Source organism: Vibrio sp. B1FIG11, assembly GCF_905175335.1.
Taxonomy (GTDB): domain Bacteria; phylum Pseudomonadota; class Gammaproteobacteria; order Enterobacterales; family Vibrionaceae; genus Vibrio; species Vibrio campbellii.
Window position 1 is genome coordinate 2,602,732 of sequence record NZ_HG992751.1, and the last position, 19,504, is coordinate 2,622,235.

17 protein-coding genes are annotated in these 19,504 nt (G+C 45.7%); 4 read left to right on the forward strand and 13 right to left on the reverse strand.

Annotated elements, in window-relative coordinates:
* Window positions 1-188 precede the first annotated feature (188 nt).
* Both KHO06_RS11990 and KHO06_RS11995 read right to left on the reverse strand, forming a co-directional pair.
* Window positions 189-656 (reverse strand): hypothetical protein, encoded by a 468-nt coding sequence (locus KHO06_RS11990; protein WP_212581650.1) that lies wholly within the window; start codon window positions 654-656, stop codon window positions 189-191.
* 173 nt (window positions 657-829) lie between these two features.
* The gene (locus tag KHO06_RS11995) at window positions 830-1,165 is read right to left on the reverse strand and encodes a zinc ribbon domain-containing protein YjdM (RefSeq protein WP_005426222.1); all 336 of its coding nucleotides are present in this window, start codon (window positions 1,163-1,165) and stop codon (window positions 830-832) included.
* A gap of 711 nt (window positions 1,166-1,876) precedes the next feature.
* Here KHO06_RS11995 and KHO06_RS12000 point away from each other — a divergent pair.
* From KHO06_RS12000 to KHO06_RS12010, 3 genes are all read left to right on the forward strand, one after another.
* Window positions 1,877-2,995: a hypothetical protein gene (locus KHO06_RS12000; RefSeq protein WP_005426312.1), complete on the forward strand. Its 1,119-nt coding sequence runs from the start codon at window positions 1,877-1,879 to the stop codon at window positions 2,993-2,995.
* A 66-nt stretch (window positions 2,996-3,061) separates the two neighbouring features.
* A complete protein-coding gene (locus KHO06_RS12005) occupies window positions 3,062-6,754 on the forward strand; it encodes an RHS repeat protein (protein WP_212581651.1) in 3,693 nt (1,230 codons plus the stop codon).
* The gene (locus KHO06_RS12010; RefSeq protein ID WP_212581652.1) at window positions 6,744-7,874 is read left to right on the forward strand and encodes an RHS repeat-associated core domain-containing protein; all 1,131 of its coding nucleotides are present in this window, start codon (window positions 6,744-6,746) and stop codon (window positions 7,872-7,874) included. The genes KHO06_RS12005 and KHO06_RS12010 overlap by 11 nt, the downstream gene beginning before the upstream one ends.
* A gap of 66 nt (window positions 7,875-7,940) precedes the next feature.
* Here KHO06_RS12010 and KHO06_RS12015 read toward each other — a convergent pair whose 3' ends face one another.
* The 3 genes from KHO06_RS12015 to KHO06_RS12025 form a co-directional block, all read right to left on the reverse strand.
* On the reverse strand, window positions 7,941-9,488 hold the full coding sequence (locus KHO06_RS12015; protein ID WP_212581653.1) for an arylsulfatase: 1,548 nt from the start codon (window positions 9,486-9,488) through the stop codon (window positions 7,941-7,943).
* 160 nt (window positions 9,489-9,648) lie between these two features.
* On the reverse strand, window positions 9,649-9,888 hold the full coding sequence (locus tag KHO06_RS12020) for a hypothetical protein (RefSeq protein WP_005426150.1): 240 nt from the start codon (window positions 9,886-9,888) through the stop codon (window positions 9,649-9,651).
* Between the two features lie 296 nt (window positions 9,889-10,184).
* The gene (locus KHO06_RS12025; protein WP_212581654.1) at window positions 10,185-10,922 is read right to left on the reverse strand and encodes a carbon-nitrogen hydrolase family protein; all 738 of its coding nucleotides are present in this window, start codon (window positions 10,920-10,922) and stop codon (window positions 10,185-10,187) included.
* A gap of 381 nt (window positions 10,923-11,303) precedes the next feature.
* Between KHO06_RS12025 and KHO06_RS12030 the strand changes: the two genes are divergently transcribed.
* Entirely contained in the window at window positions 11,304-11,675 is a 372-nt protein-coding gene (locus KHO06_RS12030; protein ID WP_005528920.1) for a zf-TFIIB domain-containing protein, read from the forward strand.
* Window positions 11,676-11,738: 63 nt separating this feature from the next.
* Here the strand turns inward: KHO06_RS12030 and vopD are convergent, their stop codons facing one another.
* Genes vopD through vscY form a run of 8 tightly spaced genes read right to left on the reverse strand, consistent with a single transcriptional unit; the run spans window position 11,739 to window position 19,500 of the window.
* Window positions 11,739-12,743 (reverse strand): type III secretion system translocon subunit VopD, encoded by a 1,005-nt coding sequence (gene vopD, locus KHO06_RS12035; RefSeq protein ID WP_005426184.1) that lies wholly within the window; start codon window positions 12,741-12,743, stop codon window positions 11,739-11,741.
* Window positions 12,744-12,752: 9 nt separating this feature from the next.
* On the reverse strand, window positions 12,753-13,952 hold the full coding sequence (gene vopB, locus KHO06_RS12040) for a type III secretion system translocon subunit VopB (RefSeq protein ID WP_212581655.1): 1,200 nt from the start codon (window positions 13,950-13,952) through the stop codon (window positions 12,753-12,755).
* Window positions 13,953-13,955: 3 nt separating this feature from the next.
* Complete coding sequence (gene vcrH / locus KHO06_RS12045; RefSeq protein WP_005426175.1) at window positions 13,956-14,447, reverse strand: SycD/LcrH family type III secretion system chaperone VcrH; 492 nt, start codon at window positions 14,445-14,447, stop codon at window positions 13,956-13,958.
* 12 nt (window positions 14,448-14,459) lie between these two features.
* Window positions 14,460-16,277 carry a virulence-associated V antigen gene (locus tag KHO06_RS12050; RefSeq protein ID WP_212581656.1) on the reverse strand — a complete coding sequence of 606 codons (1,818 nt, stop codon included), beginning with the start codon at window positions 16,275-16,277 and terminating at the stop codon, window positions 14,460-14,462.
* A 10-nt stretch (window positions 16,278-16,287) separates the two neighbouring features.
* The gene (locus KHO06_RS12055; RefSeq protein ID WP_005426293.1) at window positions 16,288-16,578 is read right to left on the reverse strand and encodes an LcrG family type III secretion system chaperone; all 291 of its coding nucleotides are present in this window, start codon (window positions 16,576-16,578) and stop codon (window positions 16,288-16,290) included.
* Between the two features lie 60 nt (window positions 16,579-16,638).
* On the reverse strand, window positions 16,639-17,052 hold the full coding sequence (locus KHO06_RS12060; RefSeq protein ID WP_005426145.1) for an LcrR family type III secretion system chaperone: 414 nt from the start codon (window positions 17,050-17,052) through the stop codon (window positions 16,639-16,641).
* Entirely contained in the window at window positions 17,052-19,178 is a 2,127-nt protein-coding gene (gene vcrD, locus KHO06_RS12065; protein ID WP_086369559.1) for a SctV family type III secretion system export apparatus subunit VcrD, read from the reverse strand. The genes KHO06_RS12060 and vcrD overlap by 1 nt, the downstream gene beginning before the upstream one ends.
* The gene (vscY, locus tag KHO06_RS12070; protein WP_005426237.1) at window positions 19,162-19,500 is read right to left on the reverse strand and encodes a type III secretion system chaperone VscY; all 339 of its coding nucleotides are present in this window, start codon (window positions 19,498-19,500) and stop codon (window positions 19,162-19,164) included. The genes vcrD and vscY overlap by 17 nt, the downstream gene beginning before the upstream one ends.
* Window positions 19,501-19,504 lie beyond the last annotated feature (4 nt).

Here is a 19,504-nt window from a genome sequence, read left to right on the forward strand (position 1 = left end):
ATACCTTTTGTTATATTGTTCAATATCGCGCCCAATTATAACAAAGAGATAGGACAAGTAATTCCACATACAGTGCAACGTATTATAATTATTTCTATCTTTACGACCAAGACTTCAAATCGAACAACCAACTGATTTATTAGACTATTTCCCTAGGAAGCAAGATCACAAATAACTAATTTCGAAAATCAGTTAGAGCACAACTGGACATTTTGATTAGATTGAAATATCGCCATCATGGGTTCAACTTTCGAGTAGCCCCACACGGAGAAGCCCAAACACAACAGCGGTAACAGGAAATGGCCCAACGATTTGAACGTACCAAGCTTGCCCCTTCGAATCACAGTGGGCCTGAATACCTTCATAACTTTGGGTGGAAACTGGCCATCGATTAAGCCGCGCACACCTGGAGGTAACATAAATAAAGAGGCGAGCAAAAACGTGGAAAGTGGCATCCAGAAAAACAGTAAGTGCGCCAAAAACTCCGCGCCTTGCATACCCAAAAACTCAAAACACTGAGGTTCCACAGTAATAGACACCAAATAGGGCAACCCCTTTAACTTGAACCATGCACCAAAAGCCACACCAATGATGCCTATCGCGATGAGCCGTATCAGCTTTTCTTTTTTCGTATACTCCGGTGCGTATTCCTTCATGCCCTTCCCTACAAAGATAAAAAACGAATCAGACAAGATTAAGAATGGCACGCCAAAGGGCAAATGTGTTGCTGGCTTTTGAGACACGTACTGAGGAATGATGAAACAGAAAGAAAACAGCCTCAATATCGCTATTGAGGCTGTGGGAAAGTTGGGTTCCGAGTGACTTTAAATTACGCTTTCTTTACAAACTGCGCTGTCACCATCATCTCGCCAGCGCCATCAACTTTGCAGTCGAGCTGATGATCTTTGCCATCCTTGATGCGACGAATCACCGCTTTGGTGCCGATCTTAAGTACCAGCGAGCTGCCTTTTACTTTTAAGTCTTTCGCTAACGTGACCTTATCACCTTCTTGCAGCAACGTGCCGTTGGCATCCTTCACGTTTACGGCATCTTCGTCTGCCGCCTGAGTCGGGTTCCACTCGTAAGCACATTCCGGGCAAACAAGATGGTCTTGGTCTGGGTAAACGTATTCTGAGTTACAGTTTGGGCAAGGAGGTAGAGACATAAGTAATTACGAGCTAATGAATTTGCCGTTATGGTAAAGGGTATTGCTCACCTTATCGAGTAGATTTGTCAAAAAACGCTAGCCCAGCTTATTCTCGATATCCCCGTACTAGAATGGTTATCTCTTCCAATAACTGAGCACACACCTTTCTCTTCCGCTGTAAGTATTTGCTGTTTTTTTAACCAAAGCAGACTAGCAAGATTATTTTCTCTCGTAACTTTCGTCAAAATACTATTTCTCAGTTCAACAATCCGTTGGCCAAAAAATAAAAACATTCATAAAAGTGAAGCTATTACGCTCGCATATTAAACAAGATAATTGATAATTAAATCAGGAAAAAATCATTAAATTTCGGCTGACAACAAATATCAAAACCTCTTTTTATAAAAAGAATTGAAGTTGCCATCAAGAATTTAAAAAAACGGCTATTGAGTCTTGAATCACTCTGAATACAACTCAAGAATAAATTGTCAAGTTATTGATTTTTAATGTAATAACTTTTCAATACCATTTCAAAAAAAAACCGAGCTGCCCTTTTTGCAAACCCCATAACTTCCCCCTTAATCTGACCTCGACGATGTACTAACAAGAGGCTCAAGAATCTCTAATTAAGTTAGAAACAAAGTCTAAAACAACTAAATAAGAAAGAAGTTAATAACAACCAAAAAAGGAATCGTATCGAGTACGCTTCCAAACCATGAGGGAATAATAATGGGCAATTTAAAGCAGAATTTATTCATCACACTGCCATTAACTCTACTTTCCGCATCAACGTTCGCGGCAATTAATAGCAGCTATGAGGTTTCGTCGATCACACTCAGCGCTGACCACAATGAAAGCCTTGGGGCCCCGATGCCTTTTTATGCGAATGGGAAAATGCAATCAAAGCTGAATGTTACGGTTGCCTTCGCTGACCGATACGGTCAACCAGTGACGGTAAGCAACGACGAAGTAAAGAATTCGATTTCGTTTTACCTAAAGAGCAATGATGTCCAACTAGGCAGAGACAAAGACTGTAGCTATGGCCGCGACTGTTGGGGCTACACATACAACGAGAATGACTACGCACACCAAATCAGCGGCGCGTATCGCAGTGCTGAAAGCCTTCCTAACTCACGCGTTCTTTCAACGGCATCCAACAAGCTGACAGCTTGGGTATATGGCAACGAAACCGCTCAATATCGCCAAGTTTGTGCACAAATCCAGTTCGAGGGTGGCAACGTCTACGACAGCTGTGCCTACCCATACGATGAAAGTGCGCTCTACCAAGGTGTGCAACCTAAAGAGTACAGCGCTTCTGAGTTTGCCGACATTGGTACAGGTGAAAGAGTTTGGAAAGACGACGGTGACGGCTTCTACTTTGAAAAGGCAGAAATTCGTAACTTCTACATCACACCAACAGACACTTCCATCACCATGACCAAAGTTGCCATGGATAACTGGGAAGAGTCGAATAACGACAAGGTCTTTTTACGAGACGAATGGCTTGGCTGTTACGGTGATTGTCCAAACGGATTCCGCTCAGTCAAAGGCTACATCTTTGAACCAGGGCGAGAGCGCACGGTTTCAGACGAATACGTATGGAACAGCGCCGCTGGCCAAGGTCGCACAGCAACGTGGCGCGTTAACCAAAAGCTGCGTTCTGTGACGCTAAGTCAGCTGCTTTTCTCTGGCAACACTTCAATTAATGACTCTCAAAATGAGTACCGCTTCACCGCTTATGACCAGTACGGAAACAAAGCGCGTCTTAAACTGACTTACCCTCAAAGCCAGTTTAGCGGCGGTGGTCAGAAGTGGGACTACACCAAATGGAACCTAGTTAACCAATAATTTCTCGGCCTTAGAAAAACGTTAGCCCACACTCGCTGGGCTAACTTTCGCCTTAAAGGAGGCACTATGTCTAATTGGACTTCAAATGCGTTTAACTTTGATAGTTTTTGTTCAGGGGGCGTAGACCAAAGAACAAGAAGCTACTCCTATCAAATTCTTCTCGGTTCCTTAGTCGGTAACTGGCTAAAAGGCCCTAACCTTGATATCGCTCTGCAATTTTCTCCCTACTCGACAGATAACCTAGGCTTCGGCAAAGGTTGGAAGCTCAACATTCCAAGATACGATCTAAAAAATAAGCAACTGCATCTTGCGAATGGACAGTCTTACCGAGCTGAATTAGGTTCAAACTACAAACTTGATCTCCGCTACAAGAAGCTGCTCGATTTCTCAGTAAAAGGCGATGCCAGCGGTTATGAAATTACTTATCGAAATGGTCGTAAAGACATCTTAGATGACCACGGTAACCTAATTAAAATCATTCAAAGTGATGGCCATGCTTTGCATTTTTCTTGGTTAAACATCGGCTCAGAAAAACGCCTAAACAAAGTCTGGGATGACCGCACATCTGAGAGCCAGCCACTTTTGCTTATCGTCCACGTGAATCCGGGCAGAGTGAATATTTTCACCAACATTGGCAGTGCACACGAAGCGTATTTCAGCCTTATTTTGAACAATAATAACCTTGTTCAATGTAACCTATCTGAAGATGCAGGTAGCTATGACTTTGGCTACAAAACGATTGGGGCTTATAACCTAATTCAGAGTGTCACCCACCCTTGTGGGATGCTTGAGCAACTTGCCTATGAAGCAAATGGGATCAGAGTCAACACCAACACTTACCTCCCAGCGGTGACTTCTCATCGTGTGCTGACTCGAAACTCGCCCATTATTACGACCGAGTATGACCGCGTAAATTCCGATAGCCGCAACTTTATGGGCTACGGCGTTCAGGGCGGCAGTTTAGGTGAAGGTATCGATAACCTTCTTGAACGTGGGTTCGAATACACATACCAAGTACAAAAAGTGGAAGGTGGGACGATTAAGACCATTCAAACCTACAACCAATTCCACTTGCTGGTTAAAGAAGAACGTCTGGTAAACAATGAAGTTGTTCACCTCAAGACGCTTGGCTATCCAGCGCGTAACAATGAGAATTTTGCCAACCAGCCAGCTCAGTATGCCTTAATCAACAAAGAAGAGCAGAAATGGTCATCGGGTGAAGATAGCCACCTACAAACTCGTCATTGGGATTACGATCAATACGGCAATATGTTGTCTTTCAAAGATGAAAACAACATCACTGAGTTTTATGAATATTACTCGTCAAAAGGTGAGTCTGGCTGCCCTGCTTCGCCTTCTGGTATGGTTAACTTTGTGAAGTCTCGTACCCTAAGTAATGGCTCTGAAGAACGTAAGATCTCCTATGAGTACGGTGAAACGACTGGTTTCAACAACCAAAAGGATGTCGTACTGCGCTTAGAAACTGCTCATGACCGCTACCAAAGCCATTACAGCTACCATGAGGATAAAAACGAGGCGTTTTCTGTAGGTCGTTTAGCATCAATCAAGAACGATATCATGCATGCAGATGGAACCTTCTCAAAAACCTCAAGCTATCAGTACACCTTGGGCAATGAGACGGTCGAGGAACATGAAGAGCTGGTATGCCACGACAACACCAAAACTAACGTCGTTGTCGGCCATTATTTTGATATCGGCGAAATTTCTCATCACGTGGACGCGGATGGTGTTCGCTGTAGCTTTGAATATGACTCGCTACGTCGTACTAAAACCGAGCGTATTGATGGCAGTGCAGCACGCTCATACCAATATCTTGTCGACACAACCCAAGCTAGACAAACTTTGGTACTGACGGACTGTAAAGGCAACTTATGCGAACAAAGTTGGGATGGCCAAGGCAGAGAGTTAGAAGCGAAACTAGGCAACACAACCACTTGGAAGAAAGAGTACGACGCGCTCGGCCGCCTAGAAAGCAAGAGCTCATTTGATGATCTTCCCGATAAAAATGCACGCTCGATTTCTGTCATCCAAACCGAAAGGTATGAATACGACGATTGGGGTCAGGTTAAAGCCACTACGCTGCCGAATGGCAATCGTTACATTGCGTTTAACAACCTTGCAAGCCGTCAAAAAACACAAGGCATTGAGGGCTTAGCGTTAACAGTTAGCAATTTAAACAGTTGGGGATTGGAAGACAGGAAGCAACAGGGTGATCGTGTTTGGCATTATGAATACGACGCTTGGGGTCGACTGAAAAAAGAAACCGATCCTGCGAGTCAATCGAAAAGCTATCAGTACGATAAGTTTGATCGTGCGATTCATATTACTCAAGCTAACAATGTAGCTCAGCAGATCACCTACGCAGCGCATACTGATCAAACGCAAGTCACCAAACTAGAGATCGGTTCGCAGATCGTTGGTCAGCGTGACGTAGACGGGTTGGGACGACCTCTTGAGCTTCGTCGAGGAGCGAGCAATCAAGCTTCTTTAGCGTGGACGTACGCAGACAGCAGTAATATTCCAGAAACGGAAACCAGCTTGTCTGCGCCAACAAGACGCTTTACTCGTGATGATCAATTAGGCGTTCTCAACGAGAAAGAATCCGGCGATCAGTTAACGACATACCAATACGATCCCGTTTCTGGCCTACCAACTGGCAGCCAAGATAACAACGGCAGTCGCAGCACGATCACGTATTCCTCAACAGGGCTACCTGAGTTTGAACAGCATGACGGAAGTATCCGCCAATATGCTTACTCAAAAGGCGGCGTGATTTCCTCCATTCAAGGTGCGCGTGATAGCCGTCAGTTTGGTTACGATGAGCTTGGCCGATTGGTCAAACTCAGTACGGATAACGCTACTGTCGAATACGAATACGATCAGTTTGATCGCGTTATTGAAGAGCGTTTGACGTCCGGCAATCAAACACAAATCACCGAGATTGAATGGGATGAATACAGCCGCGAAATCAACCGCGCGGTGGCACTCAACGACGTTTATATCTTTGAGCAGTCTCAAGACTACAACGAACTTGGTTTGCTTTGCTCTCGCGAAAAAGAATGCGCGACGCAGGGCAAGGTAACGGAGACGTACACCTATGATTCACTCTCGCAGCTAAAACGTGTCGATTTCTTAGGTAGTGGTCCGCTCAGTGATTGGGGGCAGCCTATCGTATTCCTTGAATGGAGCCACGATGACCTAGGCAATATGTTGACTCAACGCTGCGTAACCAACGAGTCCCAAGACTTCGCGAATTACTACTACGAAGCGGGTGATCCAACACAGTTAACACGCATTACTCACACGCACCCTCAACTTCCTAGTCAAACCGTACTGAAATATGACCAGAACGGAAACATGATTCAGGATGCCGAAGGTCGAGAGCTTCGTTACGATCACTTCGACAAACTCACTAGCGTGTTGTCCGGCAATACAGAATGGCAATACTCATACGACAGTAATGATCGCCTAATCCGACAACATTCTGGCTCCGAAAGTCGTCAATTTGAGTATTTATGGAGTGATCTCGCGTCTATCGAAGAAAATGGCAGCGTCACTCACTACATCTACGATGATGGCGTGCCGAAATGGTCAGAGCAAGGTTCTGTGGTCTCTATGCTAGCAACCGATCAAAACGGCTCTGTTATCGCTTCCAACACAGCTGGTCAAACTGGCTCGATGTACCGCTACTCTCCATATGGACAACGCGAACAGGTGGGAAATACCAATGAGCAATAAAGATTCTGTATTCATTACTCCGCTTAATCGACGTGAGTTTCTGATTAAAATCGGCCAAACCAGTGCAGTGGCTGGTGGCATTTCATTACTGCCAACGTCTGTGCGTCTTGCAATGGCACAATCGATGACGGTCTCCCCTTCACACTTAGGCTTTAACGGCGAATGGTTGGATCCGGTACTTGAGGGTTATCACCTAGGTCAAGGTTATCGTGTCTATCAGCCGAAGTTGATGCGCTTTAACGCTCCAGACAGTCTGGCGCCATTTAGCGAGGGCGTGCACAACGCTTACGTATACTGTCACAACGACCCAATTAACTTTACTGACCCAAGTGGCCACTTGAACATCAGTAAAATCTTGTTTGGTGCGTTCGGTATCATTGCGGGGATTGTCGGGATTGTGCTTGCGGCCCCAACCGGAGGCTCAAGCTTGGTTCTTGCTGCTGGTATCATCGGCGGCATCGCGGGCATGACCAGTGGTGCGCTCCAGCTTGCGTCGGGCATCATTGATGACGGCGACATCTCACGTAAACTGGATATCGCCACCATTCCATTTGACATTATTGGCGTGGTCAGTGGCGGCTATTCGGCTTTCAAATCGGTACAAAACTTACGTTGGGTACGAGCAGGCGGGGCTTTAGAAGATGTCACTCAACCAGGGCTTGGTTCTCGACTGTGGAACAAAATTCGCCCATCCGGCGAGTACAACCTTGAATGGGCACGCAAAACAAACCCAGCGATGAGGATCGGCAGCTCGGAAGGTCAGGTTATTGCAACCAAGATGGTACAAGGTGGCAAAACCATGACTTATACGCCTCCTCCGATTCACGGTGGTTTTACTAAGATTCTGCTTGGCCAAGTAAAAGTAGGCGCTCGTGGCTACACCATCTACCAAGGAATCATGACCGCACGTTCTATCGGCAGTCTTGGTTGGTCAGTGGTTAAAACCATCCCGGGAAGATTAGATAGCGGGAAGTCATCAGCAGAGAGTATGGTGACGGAAGGAAGAAGTGCAAACCCTGAAGCAAGAAAGACCCAGTTGTATTCTCTAGAGGAGACTCGCCAACGCGTCAAATACGGGAATGACGTACAAAGAATGATACGTCAATTACCTTTGTCGTAACGCACGATATGAAAAGCCAGAGTGAAAACTCTGGCTTATTCTTCTTAGTCAACTTTTGTTTTTTAATCAGCTTTTGGCTTGTTCGAGCTTACGCAGGTTGGTCATTTGCTCCATGACTTTATCGACGGAGAAGCTCGGAATGTCTTGTCTTGGAGGAAACTCTTTAAATGACTTCAACATTTCAGCGACTTTCTGCTGAGCTGGGACTAACAAGAACACGTGCTCAAATTGCCACTTCTTGTAGCCAAAACCTTGATCGCCCTTCTCAAGTGGATCGACTTGAAGATCGAAAATCATAGGAAGGCGCAGATTCGTTAATTCTTTGGTCCACACTTCCCAGCCTTCATGTTCTTGGATCTTGAAGTGCATCTTGAAGCGTTTGTCACGCATCGCTAGAAGCTCGCCATCGTCAGACCAATAGAAGAACTCGTCACGGGCTGATTTGTCTGTTCTGCCCGTAATAAAATCAACTTGGTTGTAACCATCAAGATGGTTTTTGTAAGTCTGGTCTGCCGAAGAAGACTTGTACCCCTTTAGTAAGTCTTGCTTAATGGTGTCGTTGCCTGCAATCGAGAGTAAGGTTGGGAACCAGTCTTCACTCGCGAACATATCATTCAGCTTGGTGTTTGGCTGAATATGACCAGGCCAACGAATCATTGCAGGTACGCGGAAGCCTCCTTCCCAACCCGTGTTCTTCTCACCACGGAATGGGCTAAATGCCGCATCTGGCCATGTCGCATTCATTGGGCCATTATCCGTGGTGTAAATAACAATGGTGTTGTCCGCGATCTTCAAGTCATCAAGCTTATCGAGCAAATCACCTACCATGTTGTCGTGCTCAACCATACCATCTGCGTATTCCCCAAGCCCTGTTGTACGGTGCTCAGCTTTAACGTGAGTACTGATGTGCATACGCGTTGCGTTGTACCACAAGAAGAATGGCTTATCCGCTTTGACCTGACGCTCCATAAAGTTCATCGCAGCATCAAGGGTCTCTTCATCGACCGTTTCCATACGTTTGCGCGTGAGTGGCCCTGTGTCTTCAATTTTGCCATCGGCGTAAGAGTGGATAACGCCACGCGGGCCAAAGTTTTTACGAAACTCCGGGTCTTTCGGGTAATCAGGATTCTCGGGCTCTTCTTCTGCATTTAAGTGATACAGATTACCCATAAACTCATCAAAACCATGATTGGTTGGCAACATATCGTCTTTGTCACCCAAGTGGTTCTTACCAAACTGGCCCGTTGCATACCCCATGTCTTTTAAAGCTGTCGCCATGGTGATGTCTTGCATCTGCATGCCTTGCGCGGCGCCCGGCAGACCAACTTTCGTTAAGCCAGTGCGAGCCGGCATTTGACCGGTGATGAAAGTGCTGCGACCCGCAGTGCACGACTGTTGAGCATAGTAAGTTGTAAATAGCGCCCCTTCTTGTGCAATGCGGTCGATATTTGGCGTCTCATAACCCAACATACCTTGGTTATAAGCAGAAATATTGCCATAACCGACATCGTCCCCAAATATAACTAGCATATTAGGTTTAGAAGTCGCATGGGCTGCTACTGATGATGTGGCGGCCACCATCGCGAGCGTGAGAGTAGATTTATTTATCTTCATAATATTATTTCTATAATGGTTCTTGGTTGAGTGAATCAATAAATATTTAAAAAGGAAAAGGAGACTCACTACCCATGTTTCAGAACAGCATTGTTTATATATAGAAATTGACGGCAGATATATTCAATACGTCCACCGTTTCAGAATTAATATTGAGTATTTAGCTACGGCCTCTCAACTCTATAGGCTGAGATTCATCCACTTGGCTCTTAGTGACTAAGCCACCAGCACGAGCTTCATTCCGCCCTTTTAACTTGATATTAGAGTCAGCCACACGCTCATACTTCACTTGATTGCCCTGCGGCATAGTCATATCGATCGTACCCGTGTATGTGCCTTCACCAGCAACTGCTGCGTTACCAAAGCAAACTGCAAGACCCAGGATTATCAGCCTTTTCATAACTAACCTCTCTTACTCTATTATTGAAATAGTGTCTTTCTAATAACTTGAGTGAAAATGATTACTCAAGCTTTATCGATATAATGATATAGAGAAGTTAAAACAAACAAGGAAATATCATCTTTCCAAATTGGATAGGAAATTAAAAAAGATAAGATTAAAACAAAAAGTTATATTAACTATAACTTTTTGTTTTAACTTAAACCATATAATAAATAACACTAAATAAGAATTTACTAACTATTTATTTCTTTATTGTATATTGAAATAAGGTTATCAATATCTTGCTTTATGCCCTACTCTACAAGCTCTATCGTTCCTTGGTTCAAACCCAAGATACAGACTGACTCTTTATCAAAGGGCATTGTGTATATACATTGGCCAGAATCATCATAAATGTGACTCCCTCCCATCCCTCTCAAATTTGGGTCATTCAAGGCATGAGGCCAATTGCATTGCACGACGAAGGCGCCCGCTTCTTTTGCAATAAGAGATGCTCGCTCGTAGTAGCCCTGTGTTTGCTGCTCTTGTGATTGTTGACCAATGTAACTAGGCCAAAGGATCAAACTGGCTTGTTCTTGTACCTCAGATAAAAACCATTCGATGTCATCAACCTCTCGACACATGACACTCGTTATTGATGATTGCGCCAAGTTAAGCAGCTCACGTCTTTCGCCTCTTGCAAAGAACTTGGCCTCACTTTCCGTTAGCCCTACTTTATTCCATTGCGCCAAGACGTCACCATTAACATCGATACATAGGTAGCTGTTAAATATACACTCGCCTTCCGTTAACGGCGCACCAATAAAAAGCGTGGTCTTGTAATCGAAAGCAAGCTCGCATAACGTCTGAATAGCGTGATTAATAGTTTGAGGCTCCGATTCCTGTTTGATGTTGCGATGGAAACCGCTAAGGCTGAGTTCAGGGAAAACCAGAGCATCTAACGCCCTCATATTCTCAACATGAGAAATGATTGTTTTTAGATTTTCTCGGACCGTCCAACTCATCCTCATCTGAACTACACCAACCTTCACTCTTAGCCACCTCCCTGACCTTTCAAATTTATAGGATTGTTCGGTTACTCGTCTCACTTCGACGTGCCAACCCTTTCAATTCAAATAACTTTTCAATACCTTTTAACACATTCAAATAAGCAATGAGTTTATGAACAAACGGATTCATTCAAAAGCGTGACATTTAACGGAGATAGAAGCTCTCTAAAAAGAATTCATCACCGAGAACGCTGCTAGTTAGGCTCAAGCAATCATGGACTCGTCTTTGCTAAGAAAACAATTTCAACAACTTAAAAAGATTCAAAACGTATGGCACGAGAGATGTCGTATTTTGATTTGTCGTCAAAGAGAGCTGGGAGTACTAGGCTCACTTCTCTTTAGAAAATAAAAAGGAAAAACAAAATGCAATGCCCAAAATGCAATTCTGACTTTGAACAACTGCAAACTCCGCTAGGCGATGTTGAACGCTGCACTGAATGTAAAGGTTTATGGATCGATGCTTACGAAGTGGAAGCGATGAAGCCGTTAGCTGATGTGATTGATTCAGGTGACGAAGAAATCGGAAAAGCCTTCAATGCGATTGATCGTATCGATTGCCCTGTATGCCCAAACAATCAACTGCTTCGATTAGTCGATCCAAAACAGCCTCATATCTGGTTTGAAAGCTGTCCTACGTGTAAAGGTCGCTTCTATGACGCTGGTGAATTTAAAGATCTAGCGACACTCGACCTATCCGATTTTTTCAAGAAATTTGGCTTGGTTGAGCGCGTGTAATTTATTTCTTCTTTCCATAAAAAAGGCGCTGTATTCCCAGCGCCTTGATGATTGATAGCAAACCTATACCGTAGGGATAGAGGCACGCCATGCTTGGTTTTGACTATCAGCGATAGAGCGGAAAAGCTCACGCAGCTCTTTTAGCAAACCTTCTTGGAAGCCAATGTTTTCATCGGCTCTCTGTTTGTCTGCTTGAGCACGAGTTGCTAATACCTCATCCTCTTTGCTTCGAGCTTGAGCTTTCGTTTGCTCCACATTTGCAGCTGAATTCGCCATTTGGCCAAGTCCCTGCAGTACCGCGTTCTTTGATTGGTTTGCGCCCATCATCTTGTCGAACTTGCGGCCACCACTAGCCAAAGTATTTGTCGTGTCAGTAATGCTATCTTTTGCGAACGCATGAGCACGTCTCACTTGATCTTGCTGAGTTTTCGACAAGTTAGTATTGCCCATTAACTCTTCAACCTGATCAAAGCCTGCTTTTTGCGTCTTCAATACATTGTTGCCCGCGACTTCTGCCTTGATTTCTTTACCCGCTTTGAAAGAACCCACGGCACCGATAATAGCAGTCACACCAGCCAATACGCCTGATACTACCGCCATCGCGATCATCGCTTTAGCAGAGTTGTTCAACTCTTCCGCTTGGCTCTTGATGCTTGCAACGTTTGCTTCAACGGCAATTTCACGTTGCAGGACCTGTTGCTCACGGCTTAGCTTAGACACTTGGTAAAGCAGAGTAATCAGAGACAGTGATTGCGAAATGGTATCCGATGGTGACTTAACCACTTGCTCACCATTCAGTGCTTTTTCTGTGGTTTGCATTAATAGATTTACGGTTGGAGCCAACGCGCTCATCAGCTTTTCTACCACACGCGCTTGATCGCCAATCGCAGGCGCTTTTGGCCCATCTAATTGGTAGTTCTTCGCACCCGTTACTGCACTATCATTGCTGCTACGGATAGCAGCAGCTTCGGTTTTAGTCTCAGACGTTTTCTCTGTCTGAGTTGTTTTGCCTAGTTCACCCAAACCGTAAAGGTCAGCGCGTCCAGTATTACTAATTTTATCTAACATAGCTGCTCCTTAAACCGTCGTTGGACGACTCATTACCGCTTGCATCGTTTCGCCTTTCGCCTGAATCATCTGCATGATGACACTCATCAGCTCTTGGAAATCTTCCATCAGCTTGGCGATTTCTTCTTTAAGTTTGTCGATCACCGCTTGGCTAAGCGTCATCTTCGCCCTTAAATCTGTAATGTCAGCTTGGATTTCCGTTACATGCGCATTGTTCGCGGCATGAATACTGTCCGTGGTCCCCTTACCTACGTTAACAGTAAGGTCGACGGTCTCAGCACTGTAACGGAACGCCTTCGCGGTGGTTGTCGCCGCTTTAGAACCCATATCGGCAATTTTCGCCATGTTTGTCGCCGCTTTGGTTGCGATATCGGTTACTTTTTGTGCAATTGAACTTGCACTTTTCGCCGCCAACTTCGCAACTCCCCCCGCTAATGCGCCACCAAATGTGACTACAGCGCCAATGATGGCAGTCGCAATCTCTAACGCCTTGACGACCTTGTTAAGTATATCAACGTTAATTCCGGCCTCTTTCATCGCCTCTTGAACAGCAGGTTCTTGCAGAACCATGCTAACCGCGCCCAACACTCCGCCCGCGATCATTAATGCGCCAGCTGCCGCACCAACACCCGTCGCCACCATGATTGCACCAACGACAATAGAAACCACAGCGCTAACCCAACCGAAGATCTTAGAAGCTAAGCCCGACTTTTGTGCTTCTTTCGCTGCCGCTTCAGACTCTTTGATCTTCTCTAGGTTTTCTGCCATCTCTTGTTCGTGCTTCGCTTTCGCTACCTTCACTTCCTGAATTTTGAGCTCGTTTTGAGCGCTTTTCAGTTTGTCTGTGATAGCAGCCAGTTCAACTTCAAAATCATCTGCATAACCTGAGATGATTTTCACTGCTAGCGAGCCCGTACTGTCGGCAACCGCGTGTAAAACCTTGGCAATCGAGTCTACGATTTTTTGTAGCTGTTCCATGGCTTTAAGCGTAAGGTCATTTACCTTATCGCTGACTACGGCATTTGGTGCATCAAGCTGAACTTTTACCTTACCGGTGTTCAATGCTTCAGCATCTTTACCTTTTACGTTTTCAACGGTTACTGACGGCGATGCATGAGCAGCGGTCTTGTTAACCTTGTTTAACGTAGTTTGGTCAGAATCAGGCGCAAAGACCTGATTCTGAATGCGGTCAAGTGCAATAGAACTCATATTCTAGTTACTCCTTTTGTTTCTCACCGCTTCTAACATGATGCCTGCTCGTTGATGCAAGTCTGCATACTCTGATTTCCCAGCAGACATCTCCTTCGCGCTGTAAAACCCACTCTCCGCTTCCGTCAGTTGCTCAAGCTTGAGGTGACATTCTGCAGAGTGGAAAGGTGGGCGTGGATCATTAACGTCCACAAGCGCAGCGTAGCTGTAGGCGTCAAGCGCCTGCAGGTACTCACCCAGTTCCTGACGAGCCGCGCCCAAACCAATGAAAAATCGCGCTTGATAGTGATCAAGCATGCTAAGCAGCTGAAATACCTTAGCAGCCTGCTCTATTTTTCCTGACTGGAAAAAGTTGTACCCAACCGCGTAAATGTGCTCGATGGTATCTGCTGATACATCGTGCAGCATTTTTAGCGTGCCCCCCTCTTCCAAAAATGAAAGGAGTTCCTCCGCTTGCATTTGAGATGGGTCAGTTGGCGCGTTTTGTGTAGTCATGGTTATTTATCCTTAAAGGGCTCGTAGGATTTCTTGTAAAATACTGTGGTACTTCTGAACAAATTTGTTCATCGCTTCAACGGTGGCGTTGTACTGAGAACTGGTGTCGTTTAACTCGGTCGTTTTAATCTGCACTTCATCGTTGAGCACTTTAGATTCTGCGGTGACAGAACTGGAGAAATTAGACAGCTTGTCCCCTTTGAAAGAGTCGCTTCCAACTTCCATTCCCTGCTTTACTAAAAAGTCTTTATGGTTAGTGATGTTGTTATCTTTTAAGTATTTGTATTCAGGAGAAGCCTTAAACGCCGCATCATTGTCGTAGCCAAAATCGCTGGCTTTAAAGTTATTCGCTGCGTCACCCGGCTTGTAAGTGCCATCAACACTTTGGGTCGAGTGTATTTTTGACTGAACAACACTAAATACTTTCAATTGGATCGTTAGATCTTCGAGTTGTTCTTTTTGCTCGTTACGCTTTTCAAGGCGGTCGACTCGGCGCTCGTTTAGAGCAAACAAGACGCGTTCATCAAAGCGGTCACCGATACTAGATTCAATCACCGACAGTAGGTCAATAGCGGTCAATGCGTGCTCAGCATTCACTTCTTTACTGCTAATTTCCTCTGGTGTGATTTTGCCCAAGCGATCATTGAGTTTTTCTAGGTTCTCCATCATTTTTTGATGACGTGCAATGAAATCCGTCCCGATGTCTTGGCCTGCGACTATTTTGTCGAAAAGGAGTCGGATATCTTGTGCGGTGTTTTGTTTAATCCGCTCAAGTTGCTCCGGTGTTGTTTGAGTGACCTGAACATCGAGCAAGCCTTTATAGAACGCACCGATCTGAGTGTTGATAAGCGCAATGGCTATATTGGAGAACAAACTCGATAAGGTGATCGCACTAGGATCCGATTTTATTCTCGCGATCTCGTCATCAAGGATGGTTTGCAGTTGAGCAACACCACCAGCGCCGTAAGCATTTTCAAACTGTCCTTTTACTTGTGTCGCTAAGCCATTTAGCGCATCAGTAAGTTCCTGCTCAGACATGCCTGGAATCCAAGCAATCTTGTTCGCCAAGGCCTGTGCATCAGCGGTGCTGATGGTGATCCCAATGCTATTGAAAGAGGCAACAAGTTGAGCGGTAACAGCAGCTCTAAAGCTTTCTTCTGTTAAGAAGTAATCTGAATTCTTAATCTCATTAAGGTTGACCGAACCAAGATTACCAAAGGCATTTCGCAAGAACGGAATAGCACTCTCACGAACCTCACTCGTACTCATCTGCACTGCCAGTGCATTTACAAACGAGCTAATCTCTGCCGTTGCTGCTTTAAGAGCGCTCGTATCTAAAGCCTCAATTTGCAGTGCTTGGTTACTCTGGCTTCCCAAACGGAAATTAGCGACAAAATCGGTCGGAAGCGAGCTGTCGACCTTGTCTTTTAGCTGTGTGCTAAACCAAGATTGGAATTGATGTGCGAGCGTAGTATTAACGCCCATCTCCACTTCTTTAGGTGCGATCTGACCATTCAACGCTTGGTGTTGCAGTGACTGCATCCAATGCGCAGCGGTCTCAGCGGCAGCAGTCCCAGTAAAGGCACCTTGCTTCTTTAACAAGGTGTCCAATGAATCGGCATAAAGATCCAAGCTTTCTTGTTCCGTACGCCCAACGACCATGGGTAATTGGCGAATCAATGACTCTAATTGATTCGGGTCGATATGGGCATCGCTTAGAATGGGAGAAAGGGTCTTAACCAAACTCTGCTGGAATGCGATCTGAGAATCACGATTGGCTGTTGTATTGAGAACTCCGGTGATGGAGTTCATGGTTGTCATATCCGTCATGTAAAAACCTCTAGATCACCATGCCACGCATCATGGTCGGTCGCTTGCGCCTAGTGCCTTTGGTGCTCGCGGCTTGTGGCTGATGCTGTTGTTGTCTGCGGCGTTGTACTTCTTCAAGCAGCTCATGCTCTGCTTGTTTCATCAATTGAGGCGAAGCATTTAACCCATCGAGCAGAATGTTGCCTGCTACCGGACCAACGCCTAATCCTTCGAGTAGTTCATTGAATACGTCAGTCCTGTCTTCTGCATTGCGAATAGCAAGTTCTGAGTTTTCAATGGTTTCAGTAAAGGGTTGCTTCATCTTGGGTCCTATCTTAAAGCGAAGCATCTCTGGGATGCTGTCAGTAACAGTCGAGAGTTTTTACTTTTTTCTCTTTTTAAGTGGGCGGTAATCACTGAGGCGCAGGAAGTACCAATCTTCTTGTTCATCGTGGCTCGCGCCGCAGGCTCGTAAGTAGAATTGTGCTAACCGCTGGCTGCTCATGTTGCTACCTCGCAATACATCAACGTTGCCACGAATAGCCCAGTCGAGCGGGTACAAACGGATGGCATGTTCTGCGAGCATAAATAGCGCGGAGAAAGGGTTGCTTAGACCTTGGTTTGGGCTGATTCTTCGCAGCAATACGATGATGATTTCGCCCTCTTCGACACGAAAGACCAGCTCCATCCCATCACATTCATAACGATGACCAAGTAAGATGGTGCTTTTCTGCCAAAAGTAGGGCGTCACTTCGATGCCTGACGCCACTAGAGACTCAGTGAGAAGGCATTCCATCACATACCTACCCTGCCAAGCGGTTGAATATTGATTTGTTGCGTCAGCTCTTGGAACGACAACACCGGCAACTCGTAGTATTCAGATTCAATCAGTTTGCGTACGTAACGGCGCACGTCCATCGACACCACCAGCACAGGTTTATTTGGCATGCGGCTTAAATCACCAATGGTTTGCTTAACGTCGCTGACAAATTGCTGTGTCACAGAAGGGTCCAGCGCCAAGTAACTGCCCGCAGAAGTCTGACGAATGCCGTTACGGATCGTATCCTCCAAACTCTGATCCAACAGATAGGCTGGCAGCATGTTTTGACCGCTGGCGTACTTGTAACAGATATAGCGTTTCAAGCTCGAGCGGATATATTCCGTCAGCTGTACCACGTCTTTCTCTTTCTGGCCCCACTCAACCATGGCTTCTAAAATCACTCGTAAATTACGAATAGAAATGTCTTCAGAAACCAAACGCTGCAGGATTTCCGTCATCTTTTGCAGAGGCACAATACGCTGCGCTTCTTTTACCAGTTCGGAATAGCTGCCTTCCATTTGCTCAAGCAGATAGCGGGTCTCTTGAATACCGATGAAGTCTTGTGCGTACTCTTTCAAAACGTGAGACAAGTGATAAGTCAGAATGCGATCGGGGGTCAGAAAGCCCACGTGACTATTTTGCAGTTTTTCGTGATGACTTTGATCGACCCAAATGCTCGTAATGCCCGGTAGAAAATCATCATCTTTTTCGTAAGGTACGCCCAGCAAATCAATCTGTTCATTACCTTCGGTCACCAGCAGTTTTTCGCTTTCAATTCGGCCGCGAGCAACTGGCACTTCTTGCAATTGAATCAAGTACTCGCCGTTACTCATTCCTTCGTTGAAGCGTAAGTGAATACCGGGGAACGGCACACCGAGATCGAGATAAAGCGCGCGCCTGACTCGTGCAAGCTCATCATTCAGAGCCACGGCTTCTAAACTCTCTTGTAAGCGAGAATCTAAGTCGATAAGCAGCGGTACTGTCATCGCAAACTCTTCTTGCTCACCCAGCTTGCCTTTGCTGTTGCGAGATGGCGTCGGTTTATTAGGCTTAGCCGCTGGCGAACCAGCTCCTTGGGCAACGAAGCTAGGCAAGTCAGAACTGTCGGATTCGCTTTGTTTTTTCTGTTGGTAGAACAAGAAGAAGCCACCACCGCCAACAATCGCGGCAAGAACCAGGAAGGTAACCTTCGGGAAGCCCGGAATAAGAGCAAACAAGATGAGCAGAACGCCACCAACTAACAAAGCTCTTGGCTGAGCAGTCACCTGACCACCAATATCTGAGCCTAAGTCAGAAGAGTCCTCGTTTGAAACTCGGGTAACGATGATGCCGGCCGTGATAGCGATAAACAGTGCCGGGATCTGCGACACCAGACCATCACCGACGGTCAGGATTGCGAACAACTCAAGTGCCTCAGAGGCAGACATGCCCTTTTGAGTCACACCGATGGTGACACCACCGAGAATGTTCACCACGATGATAATCAGGCCCGCGATTGAGTCGCCTTTCACGAACTTCATCGCACCGTCCATCGAGCCATACATTTGGCTTTCTTTTTCTATCAATGAACGGCGGTGACGCGCCTCATGAACATCAATAACCCCAGCGCGCATATCGCCGTCGATACTCATCTGCTTACCCGGCATCGCATCAAGAGAGAATCGAGCGCTGACTTCCGCAACCCTTTCAGAGCCTTTGGTGATCACCATAAATTGAACAATGGTGATGATCAGGAAAACAACAATACCGACCACCAAGTTACCACCGACCACGAAGTTACCAAAGGTGTATACGATCTGACCTGCATCGCCTTGCAGCAGGATAAGTCGCGTTGTCGTAATAGAAAGCGACAAGCGAAATAAAGTAGTGATCAAAAGCACGGCTGGGAATGCAGAGAATTCTAGCGGTGTGGTGATGTAGATAGCCAACATCAATAAGACGACCGCAATACTCATGTTGGTACCGATCAAAACGTCCACTAGTGCCGTCGGTAGAGGCAAAATCATCATAAAGACGATCGCAAGTAGCATCACGGCAAGCATGATGTCTTTACGCTGTCCGGCTTTGTTTAGAATGTCGATCAACTTATTCATTTGATTCACTATTTAGGGATTGTAGATAACGTCGATGTGCGTGGCGGGCACCTTCAACATCCTGTTGTTTCCAGCGAGCTTGGCTTAGGCAAAACCACAAACCGGCTTTATTTGAATGTTCGGTTTTCAATAAGCTTTCACACAGCTCGATTGAACGTGTGTATCGACCTGAATTCAGGCATGCTACTGCTAATGTTTGGCGAGCTTCTTGATGCTGAGGTTCGATTTCCAGCAGTGCATCAAGCAAGGTAATCGCTTGTTCCGGCTTTTGATATTGAACTTGGAGTGCAGCGTGGATAAGCAACAGCTCCACGTCTTTCGTTTGCAACATGGGG

What these genes read in the sequence shown, in the direction of transcription:
- KHO06_RS11990 (WP_212581650.1), bottom strand. Translation starts at nt 656, where the DNA reads ATGAAGGAATACGCACCGGAGTATACGAAAAAAGAAAAGCTGATACGG.
- KHO06_RS12055 (WP_005426293.1), bottom strand. Translation starts at nt 16,578, where the DNA reads ATGAAGCAACCCTTTACTGAAACCATTGAAAACTCAGAACTTGCTATT.
- KHO06_RS12015 (WP_212581653.1), bottom strand. Translation starts at nt 9,488, where the DNA reads ATGAAGATAAATAAATCTACTCTCACGCTCGCGATGGTGGCCGCCACA.
- KHO06_RS12005 (WP_212581651.1), top strand. Translation starts at nt 3,062, where the DNA reads ATGTCTAATTGGACTTCAAATGCGTTTAACTTTGATAGTTTTTGTTCA.
- KHO06_RS12010 (WP_212581652.1), top strand. Translation starts at nt 6,744, where the DNA reads ATGAGCAATAAAGATTCTGTATTCATTACTCCGCTTAATCGACGTGAG.
- KHO06_RS12030 (WP_005528920.1), top strand. Translation starts at nt 11,304, where the DNA reads ATGCAATGCCCAAAATGCAATTCTGACTTTGAACAACTGCAAACTCCG.
- vopD (WP_005426184.1), bottom strand. Translation starts at nt 12,743, where the DNA reads ATGTTAGATAAAATTAGTAATACTGGACGCGCTGACCTTTACGGTTTG.
- KHO06_RS11995 (WP_005426222.1), bottom strand. Translation starts at nt 1,165, where the DNA reads ATGTCTCTACCTCCTTGCCCAAACTGTAACTCAGAATACGTTTACCCA.
- KHO06_RS12060 (WP_005426145.1), bottom strand. Translation starts at nt 17,052, where the DNA reads ATGGAATGCCTTCTCACTGAGTCTCTAGTGGCGTCAGGCATCGAAGTG.
- vscY (WP_005426237.1), bottom strand. Translation starts at nt 19,500, where the DNA reads ATGTTGCAAACGAAAGACGTGGAGCTGTTGCTTATCCACGCTGCACTC.
- vopB (WP_212581655.1), bottom strand. Translation starts at nt 13,952, where the DNA reads ATGAGTTCTATTGCACTTGACCGCATTCAGAATCAGGTCTTTGCGCCT.
- KHO06_RS12050 (WP_212581656.1), bottom strand. Translation starts at nt 16,277, where the DNA reads ATGACGGATATGACAACCATGAACTCCATCACCGGAGTTCTCAATACA.
- vcrH (WP_005426175.1), bottom strand. Translation starts at nt 14,447, where the DNA reads ATGACTACACAAAACGCGCCAACTGACCCATCTCAAATGCAAGCGGAG.
- KHO06_RS12000 (WP_005426312.1), top strand. Translation starts at nt 1,877, where the DNA reads ATGGGCAATTTAAAGCAGAATTTATTCATCACACTGCCATTAACTCTA.
- KHO06_RS12020 (WP_005426150.1), bottom strand. Translation starts at nt 9,888, where the DNA reads ATGAAAAGGCTGATAATCCTGGGTCTTGCAGTTTGCTTTGGTAACGCA.